The following is an 18534-nucleotide window of genomic DNA, read 5'->3' as shown; positions in this document are numbered from 1 at the left end:
GGTTCGTCACGCAGGGGGCCGAGCCCTAGATTGAAATGATTATCATTTCTATAGTTCACATCGTAATCACATAACGAGACCTGGCGCCAGAGCCACGAGGTTCGGCGATGAGAGGCAGAGCCCCATGAGCGAGACACATCGGACCTGGCCCGAGGCCGAGAAGGCGCGGTACAGGGCCGTCGGCCACTGGGAGGGCGTCACCTTCGGAGCCCGGTTGCGCCAGTGGGGGGCCGGGCGCGGAGGGCGCGTCGCGCTCGTCGATGGCGACCGCCGCTGGACCTACGCCCAGTTGGACGCCGAGGCTGACCTCATCGCCCGCGGACTGCGCGGACTGGGCATCGGACGGGGCGACCGCGTGGTGGTCCAGCTCCCGAACCGCGCCGAGTTCGTACTCCTCTGGTTCGCCTTGCAGCGGCTCGGTGCGGTACCGGTGCACGCCATGCCCGGCCATCGGCGCCGGGAGATCGGCCATCTGGTGCGCGTGTCGGGGGCCGTGGCCTGTGTGGTGCCCGACCGGCACGCCAGATTCGACCACCGTGAACTGATGCGCGAGGTGCGGGCGGAGCAGGGACCGGACGGCTCGCTGCGGCATGTCATCGTGGTCGGCGATCCGGGACCGGGCGAGGACTTCGTCTCCTTCGAGGCGCTTCGCACAGCACCGCCAACCACCTCGGGTCACGGCCTCGACGCCGGTGGAGCCGCCCCCTCCGACATCGCCCTCCTGTTGCTGTCCGGCGGCACCACAGGGCTCCCCAAACTCATCCCGCGCACGCACGACGACTACGCCTACAACGCCCGCGCCTGCGCCGATGTCTGTGCGCTCGACGCACGGACCGTCTACCTGGCGGTGCTGCCGATCGGCTTCAACTTCACCTTCGCCTGCCCCGGTGTGCTGGGCACCCTGATGGCCGGCGGGACCGTCGTCGTCGCGCCCGACCCCAGCCCGCAGACGGCATTCGCCCTCGTCGAGCAGGAGGGCGTGACCCTGACCTCGCTGACCCCGCCGCTCGTCCCCCACTGGATGGCCGAGGCCGCGTCCGGATCCTGGGACCTCGGCAGCCTCACGGTGGTGCAGGTCGGCGGGGCCCGGCTGCCGGAGGACCAGGCCCGCAAGCTGGGACCGGCGCTCGGGGCGACCGTGCAACAGGTCTTCGGCATGGCGGAGGGTCTGATCAACCTGACGCGCCTCGACGACTCCGAGGACCTGGTCTGTGCCACCCAGGGCCGACCCGTCTCGCCGGACGACGAGGTTCTCGTGGCGGACACCGACGGCACGCCCGTGCCGGACGGGACGGCGGGCGAACTCCTCACCAGGGGCCCGTACACGCTGCGTGGCTACTACCGCGCCGAGGAGTACAACCGCACGGCGTTCACGCCGGACGGGTACTACCGGACCGGGGACGTGGTGCGGCGCTTGCCCACCGGACATCTCGTGGTGGTGGGGCGGATCAAGGACCAGATCAACCGGGGCGGCGAGAAGATCGCCGCGGTGGAGGTGGAGGAGGAGTTGCTGACACATTTGACGATCACCGCCGCGGCCCTGGTCGGTGTGCCGGACGTGCGGTGGGGTGAGCGGTCCGTCGCCTTCGTCGTCTGCGAGGGTTCGGCTCCCGGCGCGCGGGAGGTCGCCGCCCATCTCAAGGAGCGCGGGCTGGCCGGGCACAAAGCGCCGGACGAGGTCGTGCAGGTTCCCGCGCTCCCGCTCACCGCGGTCGGAAAGGTGGACAAGGCGGCGTTGGCAGAACGTCTGCTCCAGTCGTAAGGCGCGGCCGGGAGGAGCGCCCGGTGGGCGAGGCGCTCCTCCTGCCGCTCGTGAGAGGCCCCCCATGCCTTGCTACTCCGGTACGGCGAGGACGGCATCGCCGGCGTAGGAGAGCAGTTGCCTCGTACGGGGGTGTTCCGGCGCCTGGAGCACTTGTTCGGCGGGGCCGTCCTCGACCACCCTTCCCGCGTCCAGGACGACGACCCTCTCCGCACGGCGGGCGACGGCCGTCAGGTCGTGCGTCACCATCACGACGGTCAGCCCCATCGTCGACCGCAGCGAGTCCAGCAGGTCAAGGATTCCGCTCGCCGTGTCCGAGTCCAGCGCCGAGGTGATCTCGTCGCAGACGAGAGCGCGCGGCTGAGCCGCCAGCGTCCGCGCCAGGGCGACGCGCTGGCGCTGGCCGCCCGACAACTCCCCCGGTCTGCGCGTCAGTACACCCTCATCCAGACCGACCAGGCCGAGCAGCCGTACGGCCTCTTCGAGCGCGTCCTCGGTGGGTCGACGCCCGACTCCCCTGAGAGGGCGTAGGAGCGCGGACCTCACGGATTCCCGGGGGTTGAGGGCGCCGCGGGCGTCCTGTGCGACGAGTTGCACCGCGGCGCCGCGTCCTCGCTCCGCACCGGCCTCCCGCCACTCGGCACTGCCTCGTACGGGCCGGTGGAGCCCTGCGAGACAGCGGGCGAGGGTGGTCTTCCCCGAACCCGAGGGGCCCACCACGGCGGTGCAGGAGCCTGCCGGGACGGTGAGGGAGACGTCGTGCAGCACGGCAACGCGGCCGTGGGCGGCACTCAGCCCGCGCACGTGCAGCCCTCCCTCGGTGGTGACTTCCTGCGGCCGCGGCGGACCGGACCAGCCGGTGCGGGCTTTCGTCTGTGTCAGAACAGGCACCGGTCTCTTCACCGGCCCTGCCGTGACGATCCGCCCTCCCTCCAGGCGGATCACCTCGTCCGCCACGGACGCGATCCACGCCGGGTCGTGGCTGACCAGCAACGCGGCGCGGTCACCCTCGGAGAGGACCTCGGCCAGCAGGCCGCGCATCGCGTCGGCCAGGACCGTGTCCAAACCGCTGGTGGGCTCGTCGAGGACCAGCAGGCGGGGTGTACCAGCCAGGGCCAGTGCGAGGCCGACGCGTTGGGCCTGCCCTCCCGACAGCTGCCGCGGCATCCGTCGCCGAAACGCCCGGTCGGCCGGCAGCCGCACGGAAAGCAGCAGTTCCTCAGCCCGCGCACGAACGTCGTTCGCACGCTTCACGGCCGAGCGCAGGCGTACCGCCTCCGCGATCTGCGTGCCGATCTGTAGCGCGGGGTTGAGCGATGATGCCGGGTCCTGTCCCAGGAACGACACCACGCGTCCCCGCAGCCGACCGGCGTCCGCAGGGGTAAAAGGGTCGAGTCCGGCCACCTGGGCAGTTCCTGACCGCACCTCCAGGCCGGGTCGGACGTGTCCGAGCAGGCTGTAGGCCAAGCTGCTCTTGCCGGAACCCGACCTGCCCACGATCCCCAGCACCTGCCCTGGCGCAACCGACAGGGAGGCGTCGTGCAGGACAGGCGGGCCCCCGGACACCGGACCGACCGTCAGCCCGCTGATCTCGGCGAGCAGACCCTCCTGCACCCGGCGCGCGAATGTCCCGTTCCCTTTCACGCGATCCCCCGTCCGACCGCTTCCGCCAGCCGTCCGGCCAGCAGCCCGACACACACGGACAGCCCTACGAGCAGCAGGGCCGGTGCGAGGAACGGCGTGGCGGCCAGCGTCGCCCCGGGGACGTTCTCGCTCACCATGCGCCCCCAGTCGGGCGCCGCTCCCCCCTGACCGAGGCCGAGGAAGCCCGCGGTGGCGGTGAGGTGCAGGGACGCGACCAGGCGCAGCGCGGTGTCCATGAGGGCCGGTCCGGCGATGTTGGGCAGCACGTCGTGGCGGAGCACGGCCCGCCGGGTGTCGCCGCGGGCCAGGGCCGCCTCGACGTACCCGCTGCTGAGCACCGTGTCCCCCGCAGCGCGCAGGATCCTGGTGGAGAAGGGGGCGGTGGCCAGGGTAACGGCCGCCACGAGGGCCGCGTCGCTGCCGGGGAACCCGGCGGCCAGGACCAGGACGACCAGGAGGGCGGGGACGACGGCGAGGGCGTCCACGCAGCGGACCAGCAGGTCGCCGAGCCTGCGGGAGACCATGGCCGCCAGGACGCCGACGGCCACCCCGATGGCTCCGGCCGCAGCCGTCCCGGCCAGCGCGGTCAGCACGATGGACCGGCCTCCGCCGAGCACGCGGCTCGCCACGTCCCGGCCCAGCACGTCGGTGCCGAGGAGGAACTGGCCGTCCGGCGGCTGGAAGGGCGCGGCGAGCTGGGCGGTGGGGCTGTACGGCGCGGCCAGCGGTCCCAGCAGGGCGAGCAGGAGCAGGAGCAGCGTGCCGGCACAGGTGAGCAGCGGCGGTCGCCGGTACTGCGGCGTGCCCGGACGCGCCGGGCGGATCCGCCTCCTCGGCGGTGTCAGGACCGTCGTCATCGCCTGTGTCCCTCCCCTGCTCCCAGCAGACGCGTGCACAGGTCGCCCAGCAGGAGCACCGCGAGCATGACCGCGATCAGCGCGGTGGCGATGCCCTGCACCATCGGTACGTCCCGCGCCGCGACGGCCAGTTGCAACTCTCGGCCGATGCCCGGGTAGTCGAAGACGTTCTCCACCACCACCGCCGAGCCGACCAGCGCACCCGTGGTGAGGGTGAGCGCCTGTACGGCCGGTCCCGCGGCGTTGGGCAGGATGTGGCGCACCGCCAGCCGCACGCCGCGAACACCGTTGAGTCGGGCCGCCTCGCAGTGCGGCGTGGCCGCGGTGTCCGCCACGGAGACCCGCAACAGCCTGGTGGCCACCGCGAGGCCGACCGCGCTGAGCGTCAGCACGGGCAGGACCAGCGCGTGCGGGACGTCGAGCGGCGTACCTCCCAGGGGGATGACCGAGACGCGTGGGAGGGCCTCCAGCCATACCGCCAGTACGGCGACGAGCAGCGCGGCGATGACGAACTCGGGTACGGCGGCCAGGATCTGGGCGGACGTGGAAACCACACGGTCGGCGACGCCGCCGCGCAACCCGGTCCACAGGCCGAGCAGCACGGCGAGCGGCGCGGTGACCGCGAGCGTCAGTGCGGCGAGGAGGAGACTGTTGGGCAGGCGGGTGGCGATGACCTCGGTGACCGACCGCTCCCCGACGAAGCCGCGCCCGAGGTCGCCCCGGACCGCACCGGCCGCCCAGTCCGTGTATCTCTCGGTGACGGGCCGGTCCAGGCCGAGTTCGGCACGCACTTCGGCGCGTTGCGCCGCGGAGGCGTCCACGCCGGCGACCGCGCTGACGGCGTCTCCCGGCAGGACCGTCGTGGCCGCGAAGACCACGGCCGACAGCAGCACCAGGAGGACGGCGGCCCCCGCCAGGCGACGGAAGGCGAAGGCGAGCAGCCTCACGCCAGTGACGCCCGGGAGAATCCGGGGAACTGTTCGAAGAGGTCGTCCCGTACTCCGTCGACGCCCTTGGCCTGGGCGTTGAGGTTCGGCTTGAAGACCGGCAGCACCTGGTTGCCCTGTGTCCAGCGCGTACGCTGCGCCCGCGTGCTCAGCTCCTTCGCCCGGGCCGGGTCGCGCTCGGCGCGGGCCTTCGCCACGAGGGCGTCGGTCTCCGAATCCTTCCAGCCGAACGCCGACGGTGATCCGCCCGCCGTGCTCATCTGGTAGGTCGACAGCGCCGGAACGGGCATCTGGTACGAAGCTGCCAGCGGCAGTGCCGCGTAGGCGGGGAAGTCGGCGTAGAGCTGTCCCGCGGGCAGTTCGCGGACCGATGCCTGAACGCCGACCTTTTTCAGGTCCTCGACGAAGAGGGCGGCCATTTCCACCATACCCGGCGTCTCGGGACCGGTGGTCAGCGTCACCTTCATCCCGTCGGCGCGGGCCTTCTTGAGCAGTTCACGGGCCCGCTCGGGGTCGTGGGCGCGCTGGGGTACGCCTTGGGCGTAGTCGGGGAATCCGATGGAGGGCAGGTCGTTTCCGACCTCGGCGTTGCCGTAGAAGACCGTCCTGACCATGGTCTTCCGGTCGACCGCGAGCTTGAACGCTTCCCTGACCCGGGGGTCGTCGAAGGGCTTTGCGCTCATGTTCATCTGGAAGGACAGACCGACCAGGTAAGGGCTCTTCGTGGGGGCCGGCTCTACCTTCGCGTTGTCCGCGAGCGTGCGCGCGGTGACGGGTGAGAGGTCGTGGGCGAAGTCGATCTCACCACTGGTGAGCGCGCCCGCCCTGGCGGTCGAGTCCGCGATCGACCGCAGTTCCAGACCGTCCAGAAGGGGAACGTGGCCGTAGTGGTCGTCGTAGCGCTCGAACGCCGACCCCTGACCGGCCGTGAACTCCGTCAGTCGGAAGGGACCGCAACTGGGCATGCCCTGGGCGAATTTCCTCGTTCCGTCCTTGACGACGAGGAAATTGCCCTGGCACAGGATCATGCGGCCGTCGGCGATGGGCCGCAGGGTGGGCAGAACGACCTTCAGGCCCCCGTCGGCCTTGGCGCGGGCGAGGTCGAAGTTGGCGGCGGCGAGCCGGTACACAGGCAGTTTGCTCTTGGCGGCGAGGGCGCTCAGCGAGTGCAGGATGTCGGCGGAGGTGAGCTCGGAGCCGTCCGTGAAGCGGACGCCGGGTCGCACGTGCAGCGTGTACGTCGACAGGTCGTCGGAGATGTCGATGCCCTTGAGCACTCCGTAGCGCACCCCGTCGGGCCCCCTGGGATCCAGATTGCCCAGGGTGCCATGCCAGGCGCGGGCGCGCACCAGGTCCAGTGCTGACGGGCCGTTGAAGAAGTCGAGCGTCTCGGAGGCACCGCCTCCGACGAAAGCCGCCCGGAAGGTGCCGCCCGAGCGAGCCGAAGAGCCCGATCCCGACTTCGGGTTGGCGCCGGGCTCGTCGGTGGAGCACGCAGTCAGCAGGCCGGGTCCCACCGCGAGAGCCGCGGCGGCCGCCGCACCGCGGCGGAGGAAGGCGCGGCGATCGATCTGTCTGGACATGCTTCTCCTTGACGTTCTGCTGACTGAACCGAGCACCGGGAAGACATCCACGGCACGTGAAGTGCCACCCCCCGCACGGGCGGATGGCCAGATATGAACGGACGCATGCACAGCCGGACTGCCACGCCCTCGGCGCGGCCCGGCTTCCCGCTACCGGAAGGTGAGAGCCCCGGACGGGCAGGACCACACGGCGTCGTGCACAGCGTCCGACTGGGACGCCGCCGGCACCTCGGCGAGGACGACCACCAGCCCGTCGTGCCCGTCCTGGTCGAAGACGGCCGGTGCGGCGAGCACGCATTGCCCGGCGCCGACGCACCGACCCCGCTCCGCGCCGACCCTCCCGGCTCCTGGCGCCTGGTCCGACAACGTCATGAGAGCCCCTCCTCTGCAGTCGCGTCCGCGACCGCCGATGCGACACAGGCAGACAGTAGTAGATAATGACTTCCATATTCAATAAGCTCAGCGAGTCGGCCGACGGGTGCACTCACACCCAGGACCGTCAGCTCCGCGCAAGGTCGTTCCGCCGTCGAGGCAAACCCGGCCGACATGGCACACAGCCAACTGGCCCCGCTTACTGGGAGGTGGGCGTCCTGCGCGACGCACCGGCAAAGCAGTCACCGGCGTCATGGCGACCGACGAGGCAGCGGATGGCTGTCCTGAGCACCCTGTACGACCGAGCCGACTTCACCTCCGCACAGGAGCTGCACGAGACTCTCGAAGCCGAGGGCATCACCGTCGGCCTGACCACGGTCTACCGGACCCTGCACGTCCTGGAGCGCGCCGGACAGGTCGACGTGGTGCGGGACAGGACCGGAGAACGTCTCTACCGTCCCCGGCCCACCGACGGGCACCGCCACTACCTCGTCTGCCGCAACTGCGGCTTCAGCGCGGCGGTCGACGCCGACCCCGTGGAACGGTGGGCGGACGGCGTCGCTGAGACCATGAGATTCACCGAGGTGGAACACACCGTGGAACTCTCCGGCGTCTGCGACCGCTGCCGCGTCGACGTAACCGCGCACACTCCGGCGGAACAGCACGCCTGAGCGGGGTTCGCGCCCGGCCGGCAGTGCGCGCTCCGGCTCAGCAGCTCATGGCGGAGATCCGCAAGGTGCTGGCAATCTGACGGGTGTGACAGCGTCCGAGACGGCACCCAGCACCGTGATCACACAACTCAGTCGGCCCCATGACGCCACCGAAGCCGTCCGGCGGAACCTCGCCGCATGCTGGACGGCGGTCGTCAACGCAGGAGGGGCCGTCGTCCCGATGGGCTGCCCGCTTCCGCCGGTGGCCCGGGCCGCGCTCCGCCCGGCGGTCGAGAGAATCACTCGTGAACTGTCCCCCGACCACAGCAGAATCCTCGTGGCGACCGTGGGCGGTGCACTCGCGGGCTGGCTGCTGCTGCGCCGCGAGGCGCATCCCCTCGCGGCGCACTGCGGCGTGTTGAACCACGTCCAGACACACGTGCGCTTCCGTGGCAGGGGCGTCGGCGCCGCGATGATGCGGCACGCCCAGGGTGTCGCGCGCGACGAGATGGGGCTGGAGCGACTGCAGCTCGCTGTACGGTCCGGTCTGGGGCTGGAGGAGTTCTACCGCAAGGCGGGCTGGACAGAGGTCGGCAGATGGCCGGGCGCACTGCGCGTGTCCCCCGGCGACGACCGCGACGAGATCCTGATGAGTCTGGTCCTGTGAGAGCCGCGGCAACTTCCGCCCTCCGCAACGGCCTCGCTCGATCCGCTTCCGCCGCGGACCTCAGGTTCCGAGAGGGGCGGAAAGTCCGCCCGTGGTCCCCATGACCGCCACCAGTACGGTGCTGTCTCCGAACTGCCAGACCGGCGCGACGTGGGCGAAGCCGGCCCGACGCAGCAGTGCGGCGTGTCGGCCCACCGTGACCTGCTCGTCGCCGCCGCTGCCGCCATGGAGGGCATGGCGCCGCAGGCGTTCATCGAGGAGGTCGGTCAGTTCGGGGTCCCGGGCCGCGGCGTCCCACCAGGACCACCAGTCCTCGGACGCGTGGCCGCCCAAGCGCTCGGCCCTGCGACGACCCACATGGGCGGTGAGCTCCGAGCAGGCCGCCGCAGCCGGCGGGAAGTGGTCCCCGTTGACCAGGACGCCGCCGGGGCGCAGCAGGGACGCGAGGGCACGGTAGGTGCGCAGCAGCACCGGCTCGGCCAGGTAGTGCAGGGCGGTCGTCGAGACGGCCGCGTCCAAGGGGCGGTCCAGCTGGAGCGCGTCGGTCCAGCCGTCCGCTCCGACGACGGTGTCGACGTAACGGGCGGCGTCGGCATGGTGGGTGCGCCCCAGTTCCAGCAGCACGGGGTCCATGTCGGCGGCCACGATCTCGGCCTGCGGGAAGCGGACGGCGAGCCTGGCGGCCAGGGAGCCGGGGCCGCACCCGAGGTCCAGCAGCAGGGGGTCGGCGCGGCCGACGACGACGTGCTCGACGATATCGGCGATCACGGTGAATCGCTCCTCGCGGTCCACCGCGTACCGCTCCTGCTGACGTTCCCAGCGCTCGACCCAGGTCCTGGCCGTCGCCATGCTCACACCCATAGCTTGCGTCACCTCGTCTGTCGCTCGTCCGTGCGGGAGCACCGACGAATCTACAGATGGTAACGATTATCAATTGCCATTCACGCCAACGACGCAAGGACGGCCAGCAGCCGGTCGATCTCCTCCACCGTGTTGTACACGTGCAGACTCACGCGCACCGAAGCGTCCCGAGCGTCGGAGCCGGCCTGGCACAGGTTGTCGGCCCGCACCATGAAGCCGTGGCTGAAGAGAATGAACCCGAGATCATCCGAGGGGATGTCGCGGTGCCGGAAGGTGACGATGCCGCGTCGGCGCTGCTCGGCGGGCAAGGCGGAGTCGGTGGACAGGCTCGCCTGGCAGCCGACGATCTCGTACGGCCCCAGACGCGCGAGCCGGTCCGTCAACCGGGTGGTGAGCGTCGTCGTCCAGTGCGCGACGCGCTCCGGTCCGATCGTGTCGAGCCAGTCCAGGGCGGCCCGCAGCGAGACGATGCCGGTCGTGTTGGGCGTGCCCTGCCAGCCCTCCGGCCGGAACGCCGGCCCTCGCGTATTGCGCGCCCAGACCGCCCCTGAGCCGGGCAGCGCCATCGCCTTGTGCCCGGAGAAGACCACGAAGTCCACGTCGAGGGACGGGTCGTCGAGGTGGACGGGCAGGTGGCCGACGCTCTGCGCCGCGTCCAGGCAGATGGCCACGTCCGGGCCGACCGCTTCACGGATACGGTGCACGTTCATGTCGCCGCCGTAGACGTGGTGGACGTGGGTGGCGGCCACGAAGCGGGTTCGCGGGCCCACGGCCCGGTGCAGGGCCAGCTGGTCGTAGTCTCCGGAGCCCGCTTGGTACGGCAGCGCCTGCACGCGGACCTGGACGCCGCGCTCGGCCAGCAGCCGCCGGGCCTCGAGCCAGGGGTCCAGATTGGCCCGGTGGTCGGCGTACGGCACGAGGATCTCGTCCCCGTCGCTGAGGTACGGCACGAGCCAGTCCCGGGCGACGGTACGCAGGCCCTCGCTGGTGCCATTGGTGAAGTGGACACCGGTGCGGCCCGGTTCGGGGTCATGGAGGAACTCCTTGACCCGCTCGCGGGTCGACTCCACCAGTTCCGTCGTCCGGTTGGCCCAGGGGTAGGTGCCGCGGCCCGCGTTGGCGTTCGACGTCGTGAGGTAGGTCTGAACGGCCTCCAGCACGGCACGTGGCTTCTGGGACGTGGCAGCACTGTCGAGGTATGCCAGCTCCGGGTGTGCCGTGATGATGGGGAACTGTTCCCTCGCTTCCTGCTGCCAGAGCGGGTTCTCAGGCTCTGGGGAAGGTAGCGGGTCCGCCGGGCTCATTCGCGCACCAGCGGTGCGCCCGCGTCCCGCCAGGCGACGATCCCGCCGGCCAGACTGCGGACGTCCGGGTGGCCCATCCGGGACAGTGCGGCAGCGTAACGCAGTGACTTCTCGCCGACGGGACAGGCAAGCAGTACGGGAGTGCGCTTGCTGAAGGGAAGCCCGCCACGGAGCAGGTCCTCGAACACCTCGTCGACGATGTTGACCGAGCCCTCGATGTGCAGGGCGGCGTAGGCGTGCGGGCTGCGCAGGTCGACGACGAGGGGACGAGGATCGCCCTCGGCAGACCAGCGCCGGGCGTCGTCCACCCCGATGACGCGAGCCTCCGCACGGGCCTCGGCGCCGGTGACGGCCACCGCGGACCGCCCGCGGCCCGTTCGGCCCAGGAGTTCCGGGCGCCGCTGACGCACATAGCTGAGATAGCTCTCGGCCCGGTCGCACACGATGAACACCGCTGTACGACGCTGCCCCGTCCCGTCCAGCTCCTCGTCTGCGTAGCGCAGTTGACGAACCGCCCCTTGGTAGGCGGCGCCGCCGGTCGGTCCGCTCAGCAGTCCGCAGCGGCGGATCAGGGTGATCATTCCGTCGATGGCCTCGTCAGAGGTGACCGACTCGATGGTGTCGTACGTCGCCGGGTCGAACAGACCGACCTGGTGGACCTCGTCGATGGTGCGGATGCCTGGTATGAAGTCCGATTTGTGGGCTACCAGGCCGAGGACCCGCACGCGCGGGTCGTGTTCGCGCAGGACCCTGGCCACACCGGTCGACGAACCGGCCGTACCCACACAGGCGATGAACCAGTCCGGCGCCCGGCCGTCCAGATCCTTCACGATCTCGGGACCGGTACCCTCCGCGTGGGCCTCGACGTTGCGGGGGTTGAAGTACTGGTCGGTGTGCAGATACGTGCTCCCCGGATCGGAGAGCGCCCGGTGGAAGTGCGTCAGCGGGTCGTCCGTGTCGGTCGGATCGAGGCACTCGCTGCGCCCGGGAAGTTCCTCGATCTCGGCGCCGATGAGCAGCAGGAGTTCCTTGATCTCGGGTACGCGCATGCGGTTGGTGACGCTCTTGAACCTCACACCGTGCATACCCGCCAGCAGGGCCAGCGCCTTGGCGGTGTTGCCGCTGGAAAGCTCCACCACCGTTCCTTCGGCGTCGGTGGCAGCCTCCAGGTGGGGCCGGGCCATGTGCCACGCGGGCCGGTCCTTGACGGAACCGAACGGGTTGAGCATCTCCAGCTTGGCGTAGAGGTCGATGTTGCGCAGTCCGTGCACGGCGGGATCTATGCGCACCAGAGGCGTGTTGCCTATGGCCTCGGTGATGCTGTCATACCTCATCCGGCTGCTCCCCCACGGGTGTGATCGGCCAGTAGTCCTCGTCCGGGCACCAGTTCCAGGATTCGCCCCGCCGCTCCACCGCGACCGTCCGCGCGACCGGCTGCCGCTGCGCACGGTGGGCGTGGAAGTCCATGGCGTACCCGGCGGTGTTGACGAAAGCCAGCAGGTCCCCCGCCACCGGCAGCCGCGGCAGGTGGACCAGACGGCGCGTGAGGAGATCACCTTCCAGGCAGAGGTTGCCCGTGAGGTAGACACCGACAGCCTCCCCGTCAACGGCCGCGGTGGTCCCACCCCGCGGCAGCAGGACGGGGTCCACCAGGACGCCGTGCTCCTCCAGGCTCATGTCACCCGCGTTCATGGCGAGGTGCACCAGGTACTGCCCGGAGTCCGGGTCCGCGGGGCGTACGTCCAGCACGCGGGCGAGCGACAGTCCGCACTGGTCGACGAGAGAGCGCCCCGGTTCGATGTGCAGGTCGTGAAGGTGCTCCAGCAGGAGGGTGGCGGTATGGCGGCCCAGCACCGGCGCGGGCAGGGAGAGCAGCTCGTCGAGGTAGCCGGGGCCCGCGGTGGGGCGGTGCGCGGGGTACAGCGCGGCGGCGCCGCGCACCGTACCGCCCTCGTTGCGCAGCCCGTATCCGTGACCGCGCCAGGTCAACGGCGGGCGGACACCGAGCACCGCTTCGGTCAGCGCGGTGGTCCACCGCTCCCACTCCTCCGCCTCGGCGACGTAGCCGACGCCGAATCCACCCCCGATGTCCAGAGCGCGCGGTGAGAGCCCCCGCGCCCGGCATTCGTCCATGAACAGCACGCACTGCTCCAACGCCCGCGCCTTCTCCTCCAAGCCGGTGGTGTCGAGGTGATAGGCGGCGCCGACGAACTCCACCGTCTCCGCGTTGCGTTCGAGCGCCGACAGCAGCGCCTCCGCGCCCTGTACCGGAGTGCCGAACCGGCTGCGCCGGGAGAGCAGTCGGGTGCCCGCTCCCTCGCGGCCGGAGGCGTGCTCGAACCCCGACAGGCGTACCAGCACGGCGACCCGGCCGAACCCGTGCGCGCGCACCAGGCCGGAGAGCCGTTCCAGTTCGCCGGGCGAGTCCAGATTGACGGTCGCTCCGACTCGGGCGGCCAGCCAGAGGAACGCGGCGTCCTTGGGACCGGTGGCCATGATGCGGTCGCCGGTGAACCCGCAACCCAGTGCGTGCCTCAGCTCCGCCACGGATGCGACGTCGACGCCGACGGCGGCCGGGTCCTCCGCCGCCAGTCGCCGCAGTAGGGCGCTGGAACGATTCGCCTTGTGTGCGAAGTACACGCGTCCGGTGAGATGGTGGCGGTCGTAGACGGTGCGGAAGCGGGCGGCGTTCTCGGCCACGGCCTCGGGGAGCAGCACGTTGAGCGGCGAACCCAGCGCGTCGACGAGCGAGTGCAGGAAGTGCCGGTCCGTCAGTAGTCCGGCGAGCGGCGGCTCCACCCTGGGTCTCAGATATAAGGGCGCGTCCACGTAAGGTCTCTCCCTGCGTCGGCCGACCACCGAAGCGGCGATCGCTCGGGAGTAGTCGTTTCCAGGTACAACCGCTCCTAAGCCTCACTGATCCGGTTCCCGAAGCACAGTCCTGTGTTGCGGGAGAAGGCTCTGAGGCTGCGGTAGAGCGTGCTGCCGCGCTCGCTGTCGCGGCCGGTTCCCGATCCTGCCGCGCATACCCGGGTCGATGGCGGGCGGCGTACATCGACAGGACACCCGAACAGGTCGCCGCCGCGCGCGTCGGCGTGACCACACTCGACGACCTGCGGCGCTGGTCCCACAGGGATTCCGAGGACTTCCTCGCCCAGCTTCACGAGGCAGAGGGCGCGGGCGCATCGAGGGGGAAGCGCGTGCCGGTCAGTTCCTCCGACACCTCCCACAGCCGCCGTGCCGCCGTGCCGTCACGTGCTCGGCGGGCCCGTCCGACCAGCGTCGGCGCGCCGCGCATGCCCCACAGCCGGTCGGGGCCGACGTAGCTGTCGCCGGGAAGGTTCGCGGTGGCGGCGTACAGCGTGGGCAGGGCCCCCTCCTCGGCGCTGTGGGCGACGAGCCCGACGAGGACCTTCTCGACGCGGCATCCGAGGGAGGGCTTCTTCTCCGGTCGCATCAGGTTCGTCGAGGAGATGCCGGGGTGCGCGGCCGTCGAGATGACGGGTGGTCCCGCGCGGGTGAGTCTGCGCTGGAGTTCGGCGGCGAACAGGAGGTTGGCCAGCTTGGACTGCGTATAGGCGGCGTTGGGCCGGTACGGCCTGCGCTCCCACTGAAGGTCGGAGAAGTCCATTGAGCCGATCCGGTGCCCGAGTGAGGCCACCGTGACCACCCGCTCCCTGATGCGCGGGAGGAGCAGGTTCGTCAGGGCGAAGTGGCCCAGGTGGTTGGTCCCGAACTGCAACTCGAGCGGTGTTCAGACCGTCGCGTGCGCGGTCTGCGCCGCGAGGTTCTGGGTGAAGAACGGGAGGAGTTCGGTGGTGACCTGGGGTACGTAGCGGTCGTAGAGGTCGACGTGACTGGCTCCTTCGATCCAGTGCTGCCGCTTGGGCTCGTTGGCCTTCTTGACCGCTTCCTCGGACATCCAGGCGGTGGCCGCTTCGTTGCCGGCGACCATCAGGAGCGGTCGCGGGGCGAGCAGACCGATGAGGTGGAAGGCGTCGAAGTTCATGATCTTGTCGACGCTGGAGAAGGTGAACTCGTCGGCCTGGCGCGGGTGCCGGCCGCGGTCGGTGCTGTAGTACTCCCAGGCTTCGTAGGAGTAGCGGCCGCCGGCGCGTGCCTCTTCCTCAGTCGGGCGCACGGACATCGTCGGGAGCGGCTCGCCGGCCGCCTCGGTGGTGCGTGCCGCGGCCGCCGCGTCGAGCAGCGCCTGGAGGGCGGCGGGGTCCTGGGTGCCGTCGGGGCCGACCCGGAAGTACAGTCCGAGGTCGACGGCGCCGGCCGTCGCGACCGCGCGGATGCGGTGGTCGGTGACCGCGGCGGGAATGACGTAGCCGCCGGAGGCGCAGATGCCCAGGGCGCCGATCCGGTCGGAGCCGATCTCCGGTCGGCTGCTGAGGTAGGACACATCGGTTCGCATGGCTCCACCGGGGTGCCCGCACGCCCGGGGCTGGAGCGGTTCTTCGTCCTTGGCGTTCGCCGACCAGACCCAAGTCAGTCGTGGGTGTGCATGGTGCGGTAGTCGGTGTAGCCGGTGGGTCCGCCGGTGTACATCGCGTACTTGGCGTGGACGGTGTTGATCGGGGCTCCGGTGCGGATGCGCTGGACGAGGTCGGGGTTGGCGAGGAACGGGCGGCCCAGTGCGATGAGGTCGACGCCTGCGCCCAGGAGGCGTTCGGCTGCTTCGCGTCCACCGTCGGCGGGGATCTGGTCGGCGGGCAGGACCGGGTTGGCGATCAGAGTGCCGGTCCAGAGTTCACGCAGGCGGGCGAAGAGCGGCTGCTTTGGGTTGGCGAGGGCGACGTGCAGGTAGGCCAGTCCCTTGCCCGCGCCCGAAGGACGTCCGTCCGGACGCCTTGTTCTTCCGGGCCCACTTCTTCCAGGACCCCGTGCAGCCGGGCTCGTTGGGGATCGAGGCCATGTGCCAACTGCTCCAGTACCACCTGCTGGAGCAGGGCGCGGCCGACGGGCTCGTCGACCCCGGGTTCCAACCGGTGCTGCCGGGCCGCGAGGCGACCTGGACGTGCCGCGGCCAGATCATCCCGGCCAACCGGCTGATCCGAGTGGACATGGACATCGTGGAGAGCGGCACGGACGCACGGGGTCCCTACACCGTGGCGGACGCGTCATTGTGGGGCGACGACAGGTGCATCTACCGGGTCCGGGGACCGGGCATGCGGGTGGTGCCGGGGGCACCACCCGTGCGGGTCCGGTCCAGTCAGGCGTAGTGGTTCACGCTGACGGGGCGCGTCCCGGTGTAGGGCGTCCAGCCCTGGATGGTGGCGGGCAGGCCCACGCGGCTGTTGCAGTCGATGACCTGGAAGTGCAGATGCGGGCCCGTGGAGGCGCCCGTGCTGCCCGACCAGCCGACGATCCGGCCCTGCGGAACCCAGTCGCCCGGCTCGTAGAACGACCGGTTCAGGTGCGCGTAGTGGGTGCACTGGCCGTTCGAGTGCCGGATGAGCACCTCGATGCCGTTCTGCCAGTACGGCGACCAGTTCGAGAAGACGATGGTGCCTGCCTGGGCGGCGGACACCTCGTAGTTGGCGGGGAGCCCGAAGTCCCACGCGTACTCGTTGTAGGGACCGGTGTGGGAGTACGTGCCCTCCGGCCCCTGGGTCACCGTGTAGGCCTCCCCCGCCGGGTACGGCAGCTCGTAGTAGTAGTCCACCGCCGCGGCCGGGGACGCCCCCGTCATGGTGATACCCACCGCCGTGAGCAGCGCGCTCGCCCCTACCGCCGTGCGGCGCAGAACTCTCTTCATCCCGCTCATGTACGACTCCGTCCACGTTCCCGGGTACCCGGCCTCCGCGCCCCGTCGGGGCAGGAGTGCAAGGATCAGCTGTCGGCCGCCGGGCGGACAAGGGCCTCAGGGCCTATGCCCGGTCCCAGCCACCAGCCCAGCGGCTGTCGCAGAACGGGACGAGGTACCCCGGGAACATCGCGTTTAGGCCGAGCGTCGGGCCGGACCCAGCCACGGTGGGCCCACCCACGACGGTGAGCGGGTCCTCGACGAAGATCAGCGTCGAGCCCGCCGGGATCCCGGTTCGGGAGGCTGTCTCGTTCTCCAGAGTCGCTGGCCAGCACCAGCTAAGCGAAGTGGTACGAGGCGTGCGGACCGACCCGGTCGCCGGGCTTGGCGTAGTTGTGGGTGAACAGCTGGGCCCCGCCGTCTTTCGCGGTGTTGACCGACTGGATCAGGTAATCCTCGCCGGCCTCCGCCCAGGCGAACTGGTTGCCCCCTCAGCTCCTGGTTGCGCACCTCGCCAGCTCCTGATGGACCTGCTGCCACAGGCGACGTTCCAGGGCCCTGCCGCGCTGTCTCAGCTGGGCAGCAGAGCCCGCGGGACAGCCCTGAGAGGCATGCCTCTGCACGTTCTCGCGGTCGGCTTCAGTACTACGGCAACCAGAGCGCGGTGTTCAGCGAGGCGTACGGGGACGTGTTCCCTCTGTCCGTGATCGTTCTTTCCGCCCAAAGTGACGGCCGAAGCCTCCGACGACGCTCAGTTCGAGTCGATCGCGTTGTCCGGGATGCCGTTCCATGAGGACGGGTGAGCGTTGGCGTCCAGCTCCTTGAGGTAGGCCACGAGGTTCGTGCCGGTCATCGTCACCTCCACGAGCCTCGGTTGGCGCACGGGCCGGTGGAGACCGCGGACACCGTCGCCTTCGCCGTGTTCTCGGGGCCGTTGCTGACGTTCACGCCGTCCGGCTTCGTCTCGTTCCACAAGTCCTTCGAGCACACGATCGTGACCCGGGCGACACCTGCGGCCTTGGTGAGCCGTTCGTCATGCTTCGCCGGGGACTGGGTGCAGCCCGCCAGTGCGAGGCAGGCGACAGCGGCGACAGCGGCGACAGCGGCGACAGCCAAGACGGTACGCAGCGAGCGAAAGAGCTTCGACAGACTCACCACGTCATCCTTGAGCAGCGCCGCGACCGCGACTGCCTCATGAAGGAAAGACGGCTGAAACTGCTGCGTCAGGCCGATTTCGCATGGCCTTCCAGCAGCGCGGCCGCTCATGCCGCCGCGCCCCGGAGGAGAGTTCCGGGGCGCGGCGGGGTCGAGCTCGATGCGCCAGTAGAGGGTGTGGACGGCTTGGACGATGGTGCCGATGCGGCGGTGGAGCATCGGGCTCGTCGGAGGATTCGCCAGGACTTCAACTGTGCGACGGCCCGTTCTCCCGGTGCTCTCAGGCGCGCGTGGTCTCGGTTGAACTGCGGGTAGTGCTCGGGCTGTTCGCGGTGGTTCTGGTACCGAGTGCGGACCGTTGCGCCGGCGCCCTGGGCACGGTCCGCAAGGATGAGGATCTCTCTGGTAAGGCGCCTGCACGATGCCGTGAGCCCTGGCCGGAGTCAGATCATGGGTGCGGTCCGGTGTCGCGGGAGAACCACAGAGGTGTGACCTCGGACCGGGCGATGACCTGCACGTTCATTCCGTGCTTGCGGTGCTTCGTCGAGCAGTACGGCTCGTCCGCGGCGATCCGGTCGATGGGGGTCAAGGTGCCGTCAACGATGACGTGGTCGCCTTCACCGAGGCCGGTGAGGGCTTCACGCAGGCCGGGCGCCCAGTAGGCCAGGACGTCCAGCGTTTCGTCGACGTACCGCCAGGCGATGGCCTGGGATATTCCGAAACCGGTTCCGAGCTGCGAGAACGTCTCGTTCTTCCGCAGATGGCCCAGCGTGAGGAGTGCCTGCTTGAAGCAGCCGAGCTTGCGCCAGCGGGTGTTGCGAGCTCGGCGGTGCTCGTGAAGCAGCCAGGAAACATGCTCAACCAGCTCGTGCAAGACGTCGAGCATGGCAGGATACGGAATCATCAGGGCCACCCCGGCACACCAGCTTGGCCCGGTGCCGTTCATGCCATGACCGGCCCGGGAGCAAAGGCCGTTGGGC

At 70.4% G+C, this 18534-nt stretch carries 15 protein-coding genes and 2 pseudogenes; 4 read left to right on the top strand and 13 right to left on the bottom strand.

Going from position 1 to position 18534, the window contains the following annotated elements; translation table 11 throughout:
* Positions 1-124: 124 nt before the first annotated feature.
* Positions 125-1762, top strand: coding sequence for a (2,3-dihydroxybenzoyl)adenylate synthase (locus tag RNL97_RS32190; RefSeq protein WP_030593068.1), 1638 nt, complete (start codon positions 125-127; stop codon positions 1760-1762).
* A gap of 72 nt (positions 1763-1834) precedes the next feature.
* Here the strand turns inward: RNL97_RS32190 and RNL97_RS32185 are convergent, their stop codons facing one another.
* The 5 genes from RNL97_RS32185 to RNL97_RS32165 all read right to left on the bottom strand — a co-directional run bounded on the left by RNL97_RS32185 (position 1835) and on the right by RNL97_RS32165 (position 7165).
* A complete protein-coding gene (locus tag RNL97_RS32185; protein WP_374115193.1) occupies positions 1835-3406 on the bottom strand; it encodes an ABC transporter ATP-binding protein in 1572 nt (523 codons plus the stop codon).
* Complete coding sequence (locus RNL97_RS32180) at positions 3403-4263, bottom strand: ABC transporter permease subunit (RefSeq protein WP_030593065.1); 861 nt, start codon at positions 4261-4263, stop codon at positions 3403-3405. The genes RNL97_RS32185 and RNL97_RS32180 overlap by 4 nt, the downstream gene beginning before the upstream one ends.
* Positions 4260-5210, bottom strand: a complete 951-nt coding sequence (locus RNL97_RS32175) for an ABC transporter permease (RefSeq protein ID WP_030593062.1) — start codon at positions 5208-5210, stop codon at positions 4260-4262. The genes RNL97_RS32180 and RNL97_RS32175 overlap by 4 nt, the downstream gene beginning before the upstream one ends.
* Entirely contained in the window at positions 5207-6793 is a 1587-nt protein-coding gene (locus RNL97_RS32170) for an ABC transporter substrate-binding protein (protein ID WP_030593059.1), read from the bottom strand. The genes RNL97_RS32175 and RNL97_RS32170 overlap by 4 nt, the downstream gene beginning before the upstream one ends.
* A 150-nt stretch (positions 6794-6943) precedes the next feature.
* Positions 6944-7165, bottom strand: a complete 222-nt coding sequence (locus RNL97_RS32165; RefSeq protein WP_030593057.1) for a ferredoxin — start codon at positions 7163-7165, stop codon at positions 6944-6946.
* Between the two features lie 209 nt (positions 7166-7374).
* Here RNL97_RS32165 and RNL97_RS32160 point away from each other — a divergent pair, with 209 nt between their 5' ends.
* Both RNL97_RS32160 and RNL97_RS32155 read left to right on the top strand, forming a co-directional pair.
* Complete coding sequence (locus RNL97_RS32160; RefSeq protein ID WP_308381911.1) at positions 7375-7836, top strand: Fur family transcriptional regulator; 462 nt, start codon at positions 7375-7377, stop codon at positions 7834-7836.
* Between the two features lie 85 nt (positions 7837-7921).
* Entirely contained in the window at positions 7922-8482 is a 561-nt protein-coding gene (locus RNL97_RS32155) for a GNAT family N-acetyltransferase (protein WP_030593053.1), read from the top strand.
* 60 nt (positions 8483-8542) lie between these two features.
* Here RNL97_RS32155 and RNL97_RS32150 read toward each other — a convergent pair whose 3' ends face one another.
* From RNL97_RS32150 to RNL97_RS32125, 6 genes and pseudogenes are all read right to left on the bottom strand, one after another.
* Positions 8543-9343: a class I SAM-dependent methyltransferase gene (locus RNL97_RS32150; protein WP_050500241.1), complete on the bottom strand. Its 801-nt coding sequence runs from the start codon at positions 9341-9343 to the stop codon at positions 8543-8545.
* A gap of 80 nt (positions 9344-9423) precedes the next feature.
* Entirely contained in the window at positions 9424-10647 is a 1224-nt protein-coding gene (locus tag RNL97_RS32145) for an aminotransferase class V-fold PLP-dependent enzyme (RefSeq protein ID WP_030593050.1), read from the bottom strand.
* Positions 10644-11981 (bottom strand): pyridoxal-phosphate dependent enzyme, encoded by a 1338-nt coding sequence (locus RNL97_RS32140; protein ID WP_030593049.1) that lies wholly within the window; start codon positions 11979-11981, stop codon positions 10644-10646. Before RNL97_RS32140 ends, RNL97_RS32145 begins: the two co-directional genes overlap by 4 nt.
* Positions 11971-13476 carry a Y4yA family PLP-dependent enzyme gene (locus RNL97_RS32135; protein ID WP_030593046.1) on the bottom strand — a complete coding sequence of 502 codons (1506 nt, stop codon included), beginning with the start codon at positions 13474-13476 and terminating at the stop codon, positions 11971-11973. Before RNL97_RS32135 ends, RNL97_RS32140 begins: the two co-directional genes overlap by 11 nt.
* Positions 13477-13807: 331 nt before the next feature.
* Positions 13808-14392, bottom strand: a pseudogene (locus tag RNL97_RS32130) (SDR family NAD(P)-dependent oxidoreductase); the annotation flags it as partial.
* A 9-nt stretch (positions 14393-14401) separates the two neighbouring features.
* On the bottom strand, positions 14402-15067 hold the full coding sequence (locus tag RNL97_RS32125; protein ID WP_313751554.1) for an alpha/beta hydrolase: 666 nt from the start codon (positions 15065-15067) through the stop codon (positions 14402-14404).
* A gap of 436 nt (positions 15068-15503) precedes the next feature.
* Between RNL97_RS32125 and RNL97_RS32115 the strand changes: the two genes are divergently transcribed.
* Positions 15504-15875 carry a hotdog family protein gene (locus tag RNL97_RS32115; protein ID WP_030585955.1) on the top strand — a complete coding sequence of 124 codons (372 nt, stop codon included), beginning with the start codon at positions 15504-15506 and terminating at the stop codon, positions 15873-15875.
* On the opposite strand, the gene RNL97_RS32110 is transcribed toward RNL97_RS32115, so the two are convergent.
* The gene (locus tag RNL97_RS32110) at positions 15866-16420 is read right to left on the bottom strand and encodes a M23 family metallopeptidase (RefSeq protein WP_030585956.1); all 555 of its coding nucleotides are present in this window, start codon (positions 16418-16420) and stop codon (positions 15866-15868) included. The genes RNL97_RS32115 and RNL97_RS32110 overlap by 10 nt on opposite strands.
* A gap of 1305 nt (positions 16421-17725) precedes the next feature.
* Positions 17726-18500 (bottom strand): annotated as a pseudogene (locus RNL97_RS32105) (transposase family protein); the annotation flags it as partial.
* Positions 18501-18534: the final 34 nt, after the last annotated feature.

Source organism: Streptomyces parvus, from assembly GCF_032121415.1.
Taxonomy (GTDB): Bacteria; Actinomycetota; Actinomycetes; order Streptomycetales; family Streptomycetaceae; genus Streptomyces; species Streptomyces globisporus_A.
The sequence above is the reverse complement of the archived record's forward strand: the minus strand, read 5'-3'. Positions and strand labels throughout refer to the sequence as shown.

Bases quoted from the DNA above. Each gene is read 5' to 3' on its own strand.
- RNL97_RS32190 (WP_030593068.1), top strand. From the start codon at position 125: ATGAGCGAGACACATCGGACCTGGCCCGAGGCCGAGAAGGCGCGGTAC.
- RNL97_RS32180 (WP_030593065.1), bottom strand. From the start codon at position 4,263: ATGACGACGGTCCTGACACCGCCGAGGAGGCGGATCCGCCCGGCGCGT.
- RNL97_RS32170 (WP_030593059.1), bottom strand. From the start codon at position 6,793: ATGTCCAGACAGATCGATCGCCGCGCCTTCCTCCGCCGCGGTGCGGCG.
- RNL97_RS32165 (WP_030593057.1), bottom strand. From the start codon at position 7,165: ATGACGTTGTCGGACCAGGCGCCAGGAGCCGGGAGGGTCGGCGCGGAG.
- RNL97_RS32150 (WP_050500241.1), bottom strand. From the start codon at position 9,343: ATGGGTGTGAGCATGGCGACGGCCAGGACCTGGGTCGAGCGCTGGGAA.
- RNL97_RS32145 (WP_030593050.1), bottom strand. From the start codon at position 10,647: ATGAGCCCGGCGGACCCGCTACCTTCCCCAGAGCCTGAGAACCCGCTC.
- RNL97_RS32140 (WP_030593049.1), bottom strand. From the start codon at position 11,981: ATGAGGTATGACAGCATCACCGAGGCCATAGGCAACACGCCTCTGGTG.
- RNL97_RS32125 (WP_313751554.1), bottom strand. From the start codon at position 15,067: ATGCGAACCGATGTGTCCTACCTCAGCAGCCGACCGGAGATCGGCTCC.
- RNL97_RS32110 (WP_030585956.1), bottom strand. From the start codon at position 16,420: ATGAGCGGGATGAAGAGAGTTCTGCGCCGCACGGCGGTAGGGGCGAGC.